The sequence below is a fragment of the Williamsia sp. Y721 genome (assembly GCF_059683565.1).
The window spans coordinates 721,185-736,349 of record NZ_JCASNH010000003.1; the positions used below are offsets into that span (position 1 = coordinate 721,185).

Here is a 15,165-nt window from a genome sequence, read left to right on the forward strand (position 1 = left end):
CCGGTTAAATCTGCTGTGCGGCTCAGGCTTTCGCCTCTGCAGCAGCGTCGGCGGGAGCAGCGGCCTCGTCTTCGACGGGGACCAGGCTGATCTTGCCGCGATCGTCGATGTCGGCGATCTCGACGCGGATCTTCTCGCCGACGTTGACAACGTCTTCGACCTTGCTGATCCGCTTGCCCTTGCCCAGCTTCGAGATGTGGACGAGGCCGTCGCGGCCCGGAAGCAGCGAGACGAACGCACCGAAGGTGGTCGTCTTGACGACGGTTCCGAGGAACCGCTCGCCCACCTTGGGCAGCTGCGGGTTGGCGATGGCGTTGATCATGTCGATCGCGGCCTGGGCAGACGGTCCATCGGTGGCGCCGACGAACACGGTGCCGTCGTCTTCGATGGAGATGTTCGCACCGGTCTGCTCGGTGATCGAGTTGATCATCTTGCCCTTGGGCCCGATGACCTCGCCGATCTTGTCGACAGGGACCTTGACCGTGGTGACGCGCGGAGCGTACGGGCTCATCTCGTCGGGTGCGTCGATGGCCTCGGCCATGACCTCGAGGATGGTGCTCCGTGCGTCCTTCGCCTGTGCCAGCGCCGAAGCCAAGACACTCGAAGGGATGCCGTCGAGCTTGGTGTCGAGCTGCAGGGCCGTCACGAAGTCCTTGGTGCCTGCGACCTTGAAGTCCATGTCACCGAAGGCATCTTCGGCGCCGAGGATGTCGGTCAGTGCCACGTAACGGGTCTGTCCGTCGACCTCGTCGGTGACCAGGCCCATGGCGATACCGGCAACCGGCGCCCGCAGGGGAACACCGGCGTTCAGCAGCGACATCGTCGATGCGCAGACCGAACCCATCGAGGTTGATCCGTTGGAGCTGAGCGCCTCGGACACCTGGCGGATGGCGTACGGGAATTCCGCGACGGTCGGCAGCACCGGCATCAAAGCGCGCTCGGCAAGTGCGCCGTGCCCGATCTCGCGACGCTTCGGCGAACCGACGCGACCGGTTTCACCGGTCGAGTACGGCGGGAAGTTGTAGTGGTGCATGTAGCGCTTGCTGGTCTCGGGTCCGAGCGAATCGACCTGCTGGGCCATCTTGACCATGTCGAGGGTGGTGATGCCCAGGATCTGGGTCTCGCCGCGCTCGAACAGGGCACTGCCGTGTGCACGCGGGATGATCGCGACCTCGGCGGACAGCGAACGGATGTCGGTGACACCGCGTCCGTCGATCCGGAAGTGGTCGGTCAGGATGCGCTTGCGCACGAGCTTCTTGGTCAGCGAGCGGAATGCAGCGCCGATCTCCTTCTCGCGGCCTTCGAACTTGCCTGCGAGGTCGGTCAAGATGTCCGACTTGAGCTCATCGGTCTTGTCGTCGCGCTCGGACTTGCCCGCAATGCTCAGGATCTCTCCGAGACGCGCGGCTCCGGCAGCTTCGACAGCGGCGAAGACGTCGTCGCCGTACGGCGGGAACAGCGGGAAGTCGCCGGTGGGCTTGGAAGCCTCGGCGGCCAGCTTCTGCTGTGCTTCACAGAGGCGGGCGATGAACGGCTTGGCTGCCTCGAGGCCCTCGGCGACAATCGCCTCGGTCGGCGCCTGGGCGCCACCTTCGATGAGCTCGATCACGTTGTCGGTGGCCTCGGCCTCGACCATCATGATCGCGACGTCGGCGCTGTCACCTTCACCGGAGACGATGCGGCCGGCGACAACCATGTCGAAGACTGCGCCTTCGAGCTGCTCGACGGTGGGGAATGCAACCCACTGGCCGGCCTTGTTCTCGTCGGTCGGGATGAGGGCGACGCGGACGCCACCGACAGGTCCGGAGAACGGCAGTCCGGCGATCTGGGTGGACGCAGAAGCCGCGTTGATCGCGACGACGTCGTACAGGTCTTTGGGATCGAGGCTCAGGATGGTGACGACAACCTGGATCTCGTTACGCAGGCCGTCGACGAACGACGGGCGCAGCGGCCGGTCGATCAGGCGGCAGGTCAGGATCGCGTCGGTGGACGGACGGCCTTCGCGGCGGAAGAACGATCCGGGGATGCGGCCTGCGGCGTACATCCGCTCTTCGACGTCAACCGTCAGCGGGAAGAAGTCGAACTGTTCTTTCGGGTGCTTGCCGGCGCTGGTGGCCGAGAGCAGCATGGTCTCTTCGTCGAGGTAGGCGACAACTGCGCCGGCTGCCTGCTGCGCGAGACGTCCGGTCTCGAAACGGATGGTGCGGGTGCCGAAGGTGCCATTGTCGATGATGGCGGTCGCTTCGGTGATCTCGTCGTCGTACTCCACAGCGTCTGTGCTGGTGACGTCGGTCATGTGTGGGAATCTCCTACTGTTGGCTTTCAGGTTCGCGACCGACCTGCAAACAGTCGGCCGGCTCGCGGGCAAACACACGCGAGTAGGCCCTGCGCCAGGAGAATGTGCGGCTGTCGCCGTGTGACGGCCGTCGATCGAAGCCGCCGGACGAACGTACCTACGTTCCGGGAGCCACTACCGAAGACCGCTCACCAGTGCGGACGCACAGACGAACATTTTCCTGACACAAAAGCCAAGCCGAGGATATCACTTGACATCCTCGGCTTTGACGATCTTGGGGTTTACATCTGTCCGGCCTGGCCGGTCAGAGGCGCTTTACCTGGCGAATCGCCGGGGCGAGTCGCCGTCGGCAACTAGCGGCGCAGACCCAGGCGCTCGATCAGCGTGCGGTAACGCTGCACATCGACCTTGGCGACGTACTTGAGCAACCGGCGGCGCTTACCGACGAGCAGCAGCAGGCCACGACGGCTGTGGTGGTCATGCTTGTGCTCTTTGAGGTGCTCGGTGAGATCGACGATCCGCTTGGTCAGCATTGCGACCTGAGCCTCGGGGGATCCGGTGTCGGTCTCATGCAAGCCGTACTCGGCGAGAATGGTCTTCTTTTCTTCAACGGTCAGTGCCACAAAAACTCCTGGTTATGACGATCGCGCGTGAGTGTGAGAACACCCGGCGGTCTTTCGAACGCCGCATGAACCGGTGCGGCCACCGCGAACCGCAGCGCACACCAACGGACAACTCTACCGGCGGCGGGACCGCCCGGCCAAATCGTCGCGAAGGGACCGGCTGTCGGCAGGGCTACGGGAGCAGCAGTCGGGTCTGGTCCACATCTGCGGAGATCTGGTCGGTCAGGTTCGAGACCTCGTCGTACTTCGCCTGACCTCGGATGCGGGCGACGAAGTCGACCGCCACGTGCTGGCCGTACAGATCGGCCGAGGTGTCGAGGACATACGCCTCGATGGTCCGGGTACGGCCGGAGAACGACGGGTTGGTACCCACCGACACCGCTGCTCGGTAGCTCTCCCCCGGTTCGACCTGGCCAACCACCGGACCGGCGCCGAGGACCGTGAACCAGGCGGCGTACACACCGTCGGCCGGGATGGCCGAATACATCGGCGGGGCGATGTTGGCCGTCGGGAATCCGAGGTCGCGGCCACGGCCGTCGCCGCGCACGACAACACCTTCGACGCGATGTGGCCGTCCGAGCGCTTCGGTGGCCGTCGCGACGTCACCGGCATCGACACAGGACCGGATGTACGTGGACGACAACGTGACCGCGTGTTCTCCGAGGAGCGAGACCGCCTCGACCTCGAAGCCGAATCGCTCGCCGAACTTGCGCAGTGTCTCGACGTTGCCTGCCGCCTTCTTACCGAACGTGAAATTGTCACCGACGACCACAACTTGGGCATGCAACCGCTCCACGAGCACCTCGTGCGCGAAATCCTTGGGTGTCTGTGCGGCCAGGACAGGCGTGAACGGCATGACGCAAAAGACGTCGATACCGAGCTCTTCGGCCAGTTCGGCGCGCCGCGTCAGGGTCGAGAGCTGCGGCGGATGGGTTCCCGGACGCACGACTTCGGCCGGATGGGGATCAAATGTCATCAGGACAGCGGGCACGCCACGTTCTTTGGCCGCCCGGATGGCCCTGGTGATCAATTGCGCATGTCCACGATGGACGCCGTCGAAAACGCCGATCGTGACCACACATCTGCCCCAGTCCGCGGGGATATCGTCGAGCCCTCGCCAACGCAACACCGCACAAGCCTACGACCCCGCACCGACCGGTGCGACAGCGCACACTCTCTGCCCCTTCGTGAGCACAGAAACGATGCGTTGTTGGTGCGGCAATGACACAGATCCCAGTCGGTCGTCATAAACTCGGTCGGTGCCCTCTTCAGAGACCCCCTCCGAATCCACGGTGGACGCCGCCACCCTGGCCGGACTGAAGGCGGTTTCCGAGCTGTCGACGGTCACCCAGGACTATCTGAAGGTCATCTGGACCGGGCAGGAATGGAAGCCCGAGAAGATAACCACCAAGATGCTGGCCGAAAAGCTCGGTGTGTCCCCCTCCACGGCCTCTGAAGCGATCCGCAAACTCGCCGACCAGGGCCTGGTGGTGCATGAGCGCTACGGGTCGATCACCTTGACCGACACCGGCCGTACCGCCGCGATCCTGATGGTCCGCCGCCACCGTCTGCTCGAGACCTTCCTCGTCCGAGAACTCGGTTACAGCTGGGACGAGGTCCACGACGAGGCCGAGGTTCTCGAACACGCGGTCTCCGACCGGTTCATGGCACGCCTGGACATCAAACTCGATCACCCGACCCGCGACCCGCACGGCGATCCCATTCCGTCCATAGACGGTTCGGTCCCCACCCCGGATGCCTCACTGTTGGCCGATCTAGAAGTCGGGGCCGGGGGACGCATCGCGCGGATCGCCGATACCGATCCAGAGATGCTGCGCTACTTCGATTCCGTCGGTATCGCTCTCGACCGCAAGGTCACCATCCGCGAACTGCGGCCCTTCGCCGGCACCATCGAGATCAGCATCGACGAAGGCACACCCATCGACCTGGGAGACATTGCCGCCCGGGCGATCTGGCTCGTCACCGCCTAGCGGGTCTGCCGGCGCAGTAGCGGCCCCGCAAGCCACCGGTCGACCTCACGTTGCGAACGCAACCGGACGACGACAAGGTGCGGAAACTCCGAAGCGAGAACCGGCACGAGATCCGTGTACTTCTTTCGTGTTGCCACGGCCCAGCGAAGCACGTGCACCCGCTCGGTGAAGATCGTGTACAGCGGCGGTTCGATATTCCCGTTCCAGAGCAGTTCGCGTCGCACCCTCCGCCGCACCGTACGCCGCAGCAGTCGCGGAAATGTGGTGCGCCAGAACGGGAGATCGAGCCAGACCAGAAGATCCGCATGCTCCACGAGCATCCGGCGAGCAACCTCGTACTGCCACTCCGTGACCCACGCGTCGGTGTCCACCAGGGCTCGGACATCGCTCAGGAACTCCGGCCGCGGTGTCCAATCCGGGCCATGGAACAGCGCGTCGATCTCCGTGTGGGGCGCACCTATGAGAGCCGAGATCTGACCGGCGAGTGTCGTCTTGCCGCTCCCCGATACCCCCGCCACCAGAACGCGTTTCGGGCGTCGCCCGGCGCTCAATGCCCGCGCAGGGTCGCGGGCCGCACCACCATGACCGAACTGGCGCGACGGCCCTTCTCCTGTAGCAATGCGATCGTGTGACCGTCCGGGTCGATGGCGGCGTAGGTGCCCTCCAGACCGAGGGGCTCCAACCAACGGCCCTGGCTGATCGATTCGGCCTCTTCGGCGGTGATGTTCCTATGCGGGAAGGCGAACTGTGCGGCCGCGTCGATGTCGAGCGAGACACCCGGGTCATCGGCGAGTTCTTCGAGCGTGCGGGCGACATCCAGCCCGAACGGCCCAACCCTGGTGCGGCGCAGGGCCGTCAGGTGTCCCCCGACGCCCAGTGCGCTTCCGAGATCGCGGGCCAGTGACCGGATGTACGTGCCGGCCGAGCATTCGACCTCGACATCGACATCGGTGTAGGTGACCCCATCGGGATCGTTGTCGCCGGGCGGCACCGGGCGGACCTGACCGACCTCGAAACGGGACACGGTGACCGGCCTGGCCTTCAATTCGAACTCGGCACCGTCGCGGGCCAGTGCATGCGCCCGACGGCCGTCGACCTTGATGGCGCTGACCCGCGCCGGGATCTGGCTGATGTCCCCGGTCAGGGCCTCGACCTGTTCGACGATCTGGCCGACGTCGATGTGCCCGGCGTCGGTCGACGAAATGACCTGCCCCTCGGCATCATCGGTGTCCGTTGCCGCCCCGAGGCGGATGGTCGCCGTGTACGCCTTGGTGGTCAGGGACAGCAGACCCAGCATCTTGGTGGCCCGCTCGACCCCGATCACCAGCACGCCGGTGGCCATCGGATCAAGTGTGCCTGCGTGGCCGACCTTCCTGGTCTTGAGCAATTTTCGGCACTTGGAGACCACGTCGTGGCTGGTCAGCCCCTGGGCTTTGTCGACGATCAGCAGTCCGGCACCGTCGAGACCCGAACTCAAGGTGCTCACAGCGAGATCACCGCGATGATCAGTCCGCCCTCGACAAGCCACCGGCCGTCGAACCCGAGAAGCGGCTCACCTCCGTCGATCGTGGCACCGTCGACGAGCAGATCGCTGCGAAACGTGCCCATGGTCCCCGTTTCTGTCTGTTGAAAAGTGATGTGTGCGTCCTCGAAACCGAGCCATCGTTTGGTCAGCGGAAACCAGGCCTTGTACGTTGCCTCCTTGGCGCAGAACAGGAGTCGATCCCAGTGGACTGAATCATCCCGTGCCGCCAAGACCTCCCGTTCGGGTTCCAGACTCACCGCGTCGAGCACCCCTTCGGGCAGCGGTGCGTGCGGTTCGGCATCCATACCCAGCGACCGCACCTGCATCGCATATCCCGCGATGGCGGCGCGATAGCCGTCACAGTGGGTCAGGCTGCCGACGACCTGACGCGGCCACAGTGGCTCACCCTTCTCACCGCGCATGATCGGCACCGGCTCGATACCCAACTGGCCCAGAGCTTCTCGTGCACAGTTTCTCGTGGTGACGAATTCCTTGCGACGCTTTTCGACAGCCCGCGCAATCAACCCGGCCTCGGCGGCCAAGGGTGCAAGATCGGGCATCTCACCAAACGATTCGGCCACCGCAACCCCGGAGGGCAACAGCTTTTCGATCATGGTGTCCCGCCTCGATTCTCGTCACGCTGCGCTCTGCGCGCCTTGATGTCCTCACGCTTGCGCGTCAATTGTTCGGCGAACTCCGCAGCCCGCTCCCGATAGTCGGGTGGCAATTCGAACCGGGCACCGTGTTCGGGCAGGTGCTCGGGCCGCAGACCCTCGTCGGGTGCAATCTTGCGGAGCAAGGGTTCGGGCAGACCACGACGGTTCCATTCGCGGGGGTAGCCGACCGAGACCTCTTCGAAGCGGACGTCGTCGTACCAGGTGGTCCGTGGGATGTGCAGGTGTCCGTACACGCAGCACGACGCGTTGTACCGCGTGTGCCAGTCGTCGGTCAGCTCACTGCCACACCACAACGCGAACTCGGGGTACATGAGCGCGTCGGTCGGTTCGCGCCGCAACGGCCAGTGGTTGATGAGTACCTTGGGCTCGGTCCGATCGAGTTGATCCAACCGCTTTCGGGTCTGCTCGATCCGGGCGCGTCCCCATGCGTCACGGGTCGGGTAGGGCTCGGGCGAGAGCAGGAACTCATCGGTGGCCACCACGTTGTTCTCGCGGGCCACAGCCAGCGCCTGGAGCTTGTTCGTGGTTCCTGCCGGCCGAAAGGTGTAGTCGTACAACAGGAACATCGGGACCACGCGGACCGGGGTCGACCCGTCACCGGCATCGAACAGCGGGTAGATGTCTTCGGGCGTCACGACGCCGAGGTCGCGGCACATCTGGACGAGGTAGTCGTATCGCGCCACCCCGAAGATCTGCATCGGGTCTTTGGCTGTGGTGTACAGCTCATGGTTGCCCGGAACCCAGATCACGGTCTCGAACCTCGCCTTCAGGCGACGCAGCGTGTCAGAGAGGTCATCGGTGCGCTCACTCACGTCACCGGCGACGATGAGCCAGTCACCTTCACCTTGCGGCTGGATCCTGTCGATCACCGATTCGTTGCCGCGATGTGCGACATGTAGGTCACTGATCGCCCACAATGTCGCCATGAATATCCCTTCGCGCGCCTGCCGGGGGCGGTTTGCCCCAACACGCGAGGGTAGCCGACTACACCACGGTGGTGTGTCCGGGCTCTTCGGCGGCCCGCGTCGTCAGCTGTGCTGCGACGGTTTGATACCGGTCGTCACCGACGCCGTCGATCCACCACTTGACACCGGCGACCGGCAGCGAGCCACCGTTCTCGACAACCCACCGCCGATACACATCGTCAGCCAGATCGACGGCGACGTCGGCGTCCTGATACGTCCCGGCGCTGCGTTCGAGTATCCGCCATCCGCGCTGGAATCGTGATCCGAACCGTTTCGCAGGCGTCAGCGAATCGACCATCGCACCCAGTGCGTTCAGTACCCGGTAGGGAACTTTCAGAGTCTTGTGCAGCATCACATCCTGCGGCTCGGTGACGAGCCGATTGTCCGCGAACACCAGCCCCGCTGCGCGTGCCTCGGCGACCATCCACTTGAGCGATCTGTTCGCCAGCTCGCACTGCTCGTAGCCCCCGCCGACATCGCTGTGCACACCGTCGAACCAGATCTGTTTGACGTCGGGGGTCGCCTTCTTTTTCTTGTTCTCCGTCCACAGGGCCGGCGCGAAAGCCCGCCGGCGCTCGTGAATTGCCAAGGCGTGCCTGGCGGTCGCGACCTGGGGTGTCAGCGACACGTTGTGAAAGCGGTAGTTCCGGCGTGTCACACCCGGAACACCCAGGGTTCCGACGGTGTCGAACACGCCGAGGAATCGAACGATGACGTCATTCTGGTCGTAGCAGTCGGTCTGGAAATCGGCTACATCCTCAGACCATTCGGGGGTGGGCTTCTCACCCTCGGCCGGTCGTCCCCGATAGAGCGGCATCACTTTCGACAGTTTGTTCTCCGCCAGTCCATCGGGTTTGAGCAGGCCGATCGCATCGATCATCCCCACCAGACTCCGCGCCGTGTATGCGCCGCGACTGAATCCGAACACATAGATCTGGTCTTCTTTTTCGTAATTCAATGACAGGAACCGGTAGGCCCCGACGATCGCCGCGTCGAGTCCCAGCCCGAATGCACCACCGACGAGCTTCTCGAATCGCGTGGCACCGGTACCGACTCCGGCGGCGTAGTAGACGATCTGGACGGGATGGTCTTTCGGTGTGGTTTCTATCGCCCTGGCGATCTTCTCGATGTTCGAGACGTCCTTGTCATCGGCGTTCTTCCATGTGCCGTCACAGCACACGACCAGGTTCTTCACGTCTATGCCCTCCCCCGAAGCAGTTGTCAGTTCTCGTTTTTCAGCAACGTCGCCAAGTCCGCGCGGTCAGAGAGATCGAGTTTGGTGCATGCCCGGTAGATGTGTCCTTCGACGGTGCGCACAGACACCGTCAACCGCTCGGCGATCGCCTTGTTCGACAAACCTGCCGCGACCAGCGTGGCGATCTCGCGTTCGCGGGCGGTCAGCGGCAACGGATGGGCGGCCGCAATCATCGCCGGTGTGCGCAGCCCACCACATTCTGCGGAGAGCCGGGCCGCAGTGGACGCCGACGCCGCCATCGCTGCCCGTTCGCCTGCGGTGTCGTGGACGGTGGCGGCCTGCGCAGCTGCGTCTGCGGCGGATACGAGCGCACCGATCTGCGCGAACTCGTCGACGCTGGCGTCCAGTGCCGCACCATCGCCTGCGGCTACCGCAGCAGCATGACGTGCGTACGCACCGACGAGTACACCGTCGATCTGACCTGCCAGTTCGGTCAGCCGCGGTGCCGCGGTCTCGTCGCCGAACCGGGCCGCGGCATGCAGGGCCTCGGCCTCGATGCTGAACTGCCCGGCATCGGCTGCCTGCTCGGCCGCCGCGCGGGCCTCCGAAATCGCTTCGCCGGTCACCCCCTGTGCCGCGGCGAGCCACGCCGCGGTGAGCTGGACCTGCGGGCCGAACACGCTCACGTAGCGACCACTGCGCTGCTGGGCGTCGGTCAGGACGCGAAGCGCATCGGCATCACGACCCAGCGCCGAATAGCATTGGGACACCATAATTCTGGCTGGAAAGGTCCAGGCCGCAGCCGAGGTGGTCTCAAGGGCGGCCAGAGACTGTTCGAAGCGGCCGGCGGCCGACTCCAGGCGACCTCGGGCCAGATCCACCAGACCCATCACGATGTTGGCTATCGCCCAGCCCAGGAACTGCCCCGCCGCAGTGAACTGCAGATTGCGACCTGCCTCTTTCTCGGCCTCGTCAAATCGCCCGGTGTAGACCAAGCCCATGACGCCGCCGTATCCGGCCATGAACTTCAGCAGGCCATCGATCTTCAGTTCCACCTCCCGGCCGCGGGCGGAGATTTCGGCGACCTCGGAGCCATGTCCACTCAGTGCCCGCGCCCATCCACCACCAAAGCAGGCCCATTCGAGCGCCCAGGGAGATGTCTGCGGCGCCCCGAGTACGCGCTGCGACCGCTCGATGGCCTCGTCCAGGCGCCCTTCGAACAGTGCGCAGGCCGACGCGATGCCGTCGACCACCTGCTCCAGCGCAGGATCGTCGATCCGATCGGACACCAGCGCGAGCACCTCATCAGCTCGACGGCTCTCGCCCATCGACCACAGCAGATTGCTGATTCGGGTCAACCCCCACTGCACCAGCTGCACCGGATCCATCTCGTCCGGGTCGAACGCGGTGAGAGTCTTCTCCGCGGCTTCGGTCCGCCCCTGCCAAAGCAGCGCCCGGGCAAGCAGATTCGCTGCGGTGAGCCCGCCACCGGCATCGAGCGCCGCGTTCGCAAAACGTTCACCCAACGGCACATTCGCCAACATGATCGCATCGTTGGCCGCTCGGCAGAGCAACTCGGCGTCCACCGTCTCGTCACTGTCGAGCGAGAGCTCCGCCAACCGGATCCGCTCCGCCGGGCCGCCGACCTCCCGGCCGGCCAGTGCTTTCACCAATTGACCACGCAGCCGGCGTGACGACGCGATACCGAGCCGGCGACGGATCACATCGCCGAACAGCGGATGTGTGTAGTGGACGTTGAACCGCGAACCCTCGCGCGCGACCCGGATCAGTCCTCGGGCCTCGGCGTCGTCGACCGCGGCGTCGCCGACCAGTTCACTCAGGACGTCCATGTCCAACGGCTCGCAGAACGTCAGAAGCTTGAGCACCTGCAGCGACGAGTCGTCGAGCTGATCGATCCGGCTCTCGAGCAACGATGCCAGCTCGGATGTGACCGCGGCCCGCCCCCGCAACTGCCACACACCCCGAACCTGGCGCAACGCACCGGAGTCCAACGCGCCTTCCACCAGGTGGTGCAAAAACAGGGCGTTACCGCCGGAGGCGTCCCAGATCACGTCCGCGCTCAGACCCTCGAGGTGGCCGCCGAGGACCGATTCGATCAGCTCGACACTCTGCTCCTTGGAAAACGGTGAGAGCACCAGACGCACCAGGTGCCGGTCTTTCCAGAGTGAGGTCACCGCATCGGGAACCACTTCACCGCTGCGCACGGTCGCGATGATCCGGACCGCCCGGTCGATGGCGAGCTGATGCAGCAACGTCGCGGACAGCTCGTCGAGCAGGTGCGCGTCGTCGACACCGATCACCGTGTCGCCCCCCGCCAGCAGGGCTGCACGCGCCGCGGACATGAATGTGACCGGATCGGTCGACGTCGCAGGCCCGACGAGATGGGCAAACGCACCCAACGGGATGCTCCGAGCCGATTCGGTTCCGGCCACCCAGCGCACCTGCCCCGACATCGTGCCGGTGGCGTAGCGCGCCAGAGTGGTCTTGCCCACGCCGGGTTCACCCGTGAGGACAACACCGAGGTCTGGTGCCTCGGACGCGAGAGCCGATTGGATCGTCTTGAACTCCCGCTCGCGTTCTATCAACGGCCATGTGCGAGCCACGGATAAATACTAGGCCGCAAATACCCAGGTTGGAGGTTAACTTTGCGGTGAATGCCCGTTCGCCACCGCAGTCCACCGGCCACCACGGACCCGCCACACGCCCGTGATCAGTCGAAGTGCCATGAACACAACCAATCCCGACCAGATTCCGGCCAGACCCCAGTCGAAGATCAGCGACAACCAGATCAACGGAAAGAACCCGAACAGTGCACAGGCCAATGTCGCATTTCGCAGGAATGCCGCATCCGCGCTGCCAAGGAGTACGCCGTCAAGAGCGAACACCACGCCGGCAACCGGCAACATCGCGACGAAGAACCACCAGGGTGTGCTGACCGCATCGAGCACATCGGGATCGGAGGTGAAGATCTTCGGCACCAGCGAACTCCCCAGCGCAAACAGCGCGGCCAGCACGATCGACACCCCGACCGACCACTGGGTCACGCGGCGGGTGACCCGCCAGGCGGCCGGAATCGCACCGGCACCAAGCGCCGCACCGACCAGCGCCTGGGCAGCGATCGCAAACGAATCGAGCAACAGCGCGACAAAGTTCCACAGCTGCAGCACCAACTGATGCGAGGCCACCGCCGCAACCCCGAAGCGACTGGCCACCGCGGCAGCCGACAGAAAGCAGATCTGGAATGACAGACTCCGCAGAATCAGGTCACGCCCCAATGCCAATTGCGAAATAATGACCGACCACCGGGGCCGACGACTCGGCACGTGTTCTCGCGTACATTCGGCGAGCACACGTACCGCGAACAACACCCCGGCCACGCCCTGCCCGATCACGTTCGCGACCGCGCTGCCCTCCAGGCCCATCTCGGGTGCACCCAGCAGTCCGTGTACCAGCAGTGGACACAGAACAGCTGAAATACCGAGCCCGACAACCACATACACAATCGGACGGCGGGTCTCCTGCACACCTCGCATCCACCCGTTGCCTGCCATCGACAACAAGATCAGTGGCACCCCGCACACCGCGATCCGAAGCCACGCGGTCGCCTCCTGCGCCACCGACCCGCCACCGGTCAACGCGTCCAGAATCCATGGCGCACCGAGCTGGACCACCGCAACAATGGCGGTTCCCACCCCGAGCGCGATCCAGGACGCCTGCATACCTTCGAACACGGCGCCGGCTCGATCACCCGCACCGAACTTCTGTGCGGCGCGCGCAGTTGTCCCATACGACAAGAACGTCAGCTGGGTACTGACCACCCCCAGCACCAGAACCCCTACACCCAGTGCGGCCAGATCGGTCCCACCGAGCCGGCCGACCACAGCCAGGTCGAGCATCAGATACAGCGGTTCGGCGATCAAGACCACCAGGGCCGACATCGACAGTCGCAGGATCCGCCTATTGGTCGGATTGACTTCTGGTGCGAATTCAGCGACCCCGGACGCTCCGGATTCCGTACTCACACGGAGGCGAGGAACTGCTCGACCACCTCGGCAGCGGTCCCGGAGGCTCCGAAACCGGCCGCGAGCTGATGACCACCGCCACCATGCGTCAGTGCGATCGGCACCAGATCAACCTTCGACTTCGCCCTCATCGACACAGTCCACTGACCGGGGGAAGATTCTTTGAACACCACTGCGACTTCCGCTTCAGCGGTGGTCCGGACGATGTCGACCACGCTTTCGCTTTCTTCCCAGCCCAATTCGGCAGCGGAAGCATGGTCGACCACGGCGTACACCAGTCCGAGTCCGTCAAAGGCCGACTTCACCAGAACCGCGGATTCGAGTGCGGCGGCGACCATGGCGAGCCAGCCAAATCTGTGGGTGTCGAGCAGAGTCCTGGTCCATCGCCGACCGTCGACACCGACCTCGAGCATTCGCGCAGCGATCAGGTGCGACTTCGGCCGGCCCCACTTGAAGGAACCGGTGTCCGTGACAACGCCGGCGTAGATGCAGGTCGCCATGTCGAGCCCCACACCGACACCGAGCGCATCGATGATCGACAAGACGAGCTCTGCGGTGCAATCAGCTTGAGGATCAATGTAATTGATCGTTCCGAAGCCGGCATTGGACACGTGGTGATCGACGACGATCGAATGCGTCGCCGCCTCGACCACCGTCGAAAGCGCGTCGAGGCGGTAGATGCTCGCACAGTCGACTGCGACCACCACGGGATAGCCGACAATATCCGCGGGGTCGATGATCAGATCTGCGCCGGGTAGTTGGGCCAGTGCTGTCGGCAGCTCCGTCGGTCCGGCAAAACTGACCTCGACGACAGCACCCAACTGCCGCAACGCATCCGCCATTGCCAGACCACTGCCGATCGTGTCGGCGTCGGGCCGGGTATGGCAGAGAACCGTGACCTCCGGAGCCGCGGACAACACTGCTGCGACAGAGCGCAACACCGGGTCGGTCGGAACCGGTGCGCTACTCACCGCTCGCCTGAGCCCGTGGCTTCGTCCCCGGAATCCTCATCGTCATCATCGGCGCGTGGTTCACGGTATGGATCGGCGTCACCGGCCGGAGCGGCATCCCGCGCAAGTCGGGCCACCTCTTCGTCCTGAAGACGGGCACGCTCGAGGAGCTCTTCCATCTCCCGTGCGGTGTCCGGGATCCGGTCGAGCACAAAGGTCAGCGTCGGGGTGAACCGCACACCGGTTCCCGCCCCGACTTTGGACCGCAGGACACCGGTGGCCTTGGCCAATCCGGCCGCCGCGGACGAATAGTCGGGCGGTGTATCAAGCGAGGGGCCCATCACCGTGTAAAAAATCGTTGCCTCGTGGAGGTCGCCGGTGACCTTGGCGTCGGTCACCGTCACATAGGCGAGCCGGGGATCCTTGATCTCACCCGCGATCGCCGACGCGACGATCGTCGAGATCCGCTTGGCCAGCCGCTGTGCCCGTGCTGGGTCTGCCATGGCAGCTCACTCTCCTGGTTTCCGGTGTATCCGGCCGCCGGCCGGACCACCCATTGTCTCTCATCCGCAACTCGTCGTTGTCGCAGCCGCGAACAGTCTCAATCGTCGCTGCCGCGAACAGTGCGTCGAACCGACAGTACTTCGATCTCGGGGCGACCCGAGACCAAGGCCTCGCAGGCGTCGAGCACCTCGCCGACGTGCCGGGTGTCGCCGGCAACTGCGGCGACACCGATACGGGCACGGCGGTGAAGGTCATGATCGTCGACCTCGGCGACCGACACCCGCAGACGCGCCAGTGATGCGACGATGGGTCGCACCACTGAGCGCTTCTGCTTGAGTGAGTGGATGTCGCCGAGCAGTAGGTCGATTTCCAGTGAACCGACGAACATCTCAGCCT

Annotated in this window: 14 protein-coding genes; 1 reads left to right on the forward strand and 13 read right to left on the reverse strand. The window is 64.7% G+C overall.

What is annotated here, in order from left to right:
- Positions 1–22: 22 nt before the first annotated feature.
- The 3 genes from AC56PL_RS18090 to AC56PL_RS18100 form a co-directional block, all read right to left on the reverse strand.
- A complete protein-coding gene (locus AC56PL_RS18090; protein ID WP_495516706.1) occupies positions 23–2,296 on the reverse strand; it encodes a polyribonucleotide nucleotidyltransferase in 2,274 nt (757 codons plus the stop codon).
- Positions 2,297–2,649: 353 nt separating this feature from the next.
- Positions 2,650–2,919, reverse strand: coding sequence for a 30S ribosomal protein S15 (gene rpsO / locus AC56PL_RS18095; RefSeq protein WP_482139146.1), 270 nt, complete (start codon positions 2,917–2,919; stop codon positions 2,650–2,652).
- 172 nt (positions 2,920–3,091) lie between these two features.
- The gene (locus AC56PL_RS18100) at positions 3,092–4,048 is read right to left on the reverse strand and encodes a bifunctional riboflavin kinase/FAD synthetase (RefSeq protein WP_495516707.1); all 957 of its coding nucleotides are present in this window, start codon (positions 4,046–4,048) and stop codon (positions 3,092–3,094) included.
- Between the two features lie 163 nt (positions 4,049–4,211).
- Here AC56PL_RS18100 and AC56PL_RS18105 point away from each other — a divergent pair, with 163 nt between their 5' ends.
- The gene (locus tag AC56PL_RS18105; protein ID WP_482139884.1) at positions 4,212–4,910 is read left to right on the forward strand and encodes a metal-dependent transcriptional regulator; all 699 of its coding nucleotides are present in this window, start codon (positions 4,212–4,214) and stop codon (positions 4,908–4,910) included.
- Here the strand turns inward: AC56PL_RS18105 and AC56PL_RS18110 are convergent.
- From AC56PL_RS18110 to AC56PL_RS18155, 10 genes are all read right to left on the reverse strand, one after another.
- On the reverse strand, positions 4,907–5,428 hold the full coding sequence (locus AC56PL_RS18110) for a P-loop NTPase family protein (protein ID WP_495516708.1): 522 nt from the start codon (positions 5,426–5,428) through the stop codon (positions 4,907–4,909). The genes AC56PL_RS18105 and AC56PL_RS18110 overlap by 4 nt on opposite strands.
- Before the next feature lie 29 nt (positions 5,429–5,457).
- Entirely contained in the window at positions 5,458–6,396 is a 939-nt protein-coding gene (truB, locus tag AC56PL_RS18115) for a tRNA pseudouridine(55) synthase TruB (RefSeq protein ID WP_495516709.1), read from the reverse strand.
- Positions 6,393–7,049, reverse strand: a complete 657-nt coding sequence (locus AC56PL_RS18120; protein ID WP_495516710.1) for a 4'-phosphopantetheinyl transferase superfamily protein — start codon at positions 7,047–7,049, stop codon at positions 6,393–6,395. The genes truB and AC56PL_RS18120 overlap by 4 nt, the downstream gene beginning before the upstream one ends.
- Positions 7,046–8,038 (reverse strand): metallophosphoesterase, encoded by a 993-nt coding sequence (locus tag AC56PL_RS18125; protein WP_495516711.1) that lies wholly within the window; start codon positions 8,036–8,038, stop codon positions 7,046–7,048. Before AC56PL_RS18125 ends, AC56PL_RS18120 begins: the two co-directional genes overlap by 4 nt.
- Positions 8,039–8,096: 58 nt before the next feature.
- Positions 8,097–9,272 (reverse strand): phospholipase effector Tle1 domain-containing protein, encoded by a 1,176-nt coding sequence (locus AC56PL_RS18130; RefSeq protein ID WP_495516712.1) that lies wholly within the window; start codon positions 9,270–9,272, stop codon positions 8,097–8,099.
- 26 nt (positions 9,273–9,298) lie between these two features.
- Positions 9,299–11,896 carry a LuxR C-terminal-related transcriptional regulator gene (locus AC56PL_RS18135; RefSeq protein WP_497154656.1) on the reverse strand — a complete coding sequence of 866 codons (2,598 nt, stop codon included), beginning with the start codon at positions 11,894–11,896 and terminating at the stop codon, positions 9,299–9,301.
- A 36-nt stretch (positions 11,897–11,932) separates the two neighbouring features.
- Entirely contained in the window at positions 11,933–13,315 is a 1,383-nt protein-coding gene (locus AC56PL_RS18140; RefSeq protein ID WP_497154657.1) for an MATE family efflux transporter, read from the reverse strand.
- Complete coding sequence (locus AC56PL_RS18145; RefSeq protein WP_497154658.1) at positions 13,312–14,286, reverse strand: DHH family phosphoesterase; 975 nt, start codon at positions 14,284–14,286, stop codon at positions 13,312–13,314. Before AC56PL_RS18145 ends, AC56PL_RS18140 begins: the two co-directional genes overlap by 4 nt.
- Positions 14,283–14,768, reverse strand: coding sequence for a 30S ribosome-binding factor RbfA (gene rbfA / locus AC56PL_RS18150; protein ID WP_495516716.1), 486 nt, complete (start codon positions 14,766–14,768; stop codon positions 14,283–14,285). Before rbfA ends, AC56PL_RS18145 begins: the two co-directional genes overlap by 4 nt.
- Positions 14,769–14,866: 98 nt before the next feature.
- Entirely contained in the window at positions 14,867–15,157 is a 291-nt protein-coding gene (locus tag AC56PL_RS18155) for a DUF503 domain-containing protein (protein ID WP_482139128.1), read from the reverse strand.
- Positions 15,158–15,165 lie beyond the last annotated feature (8 nt).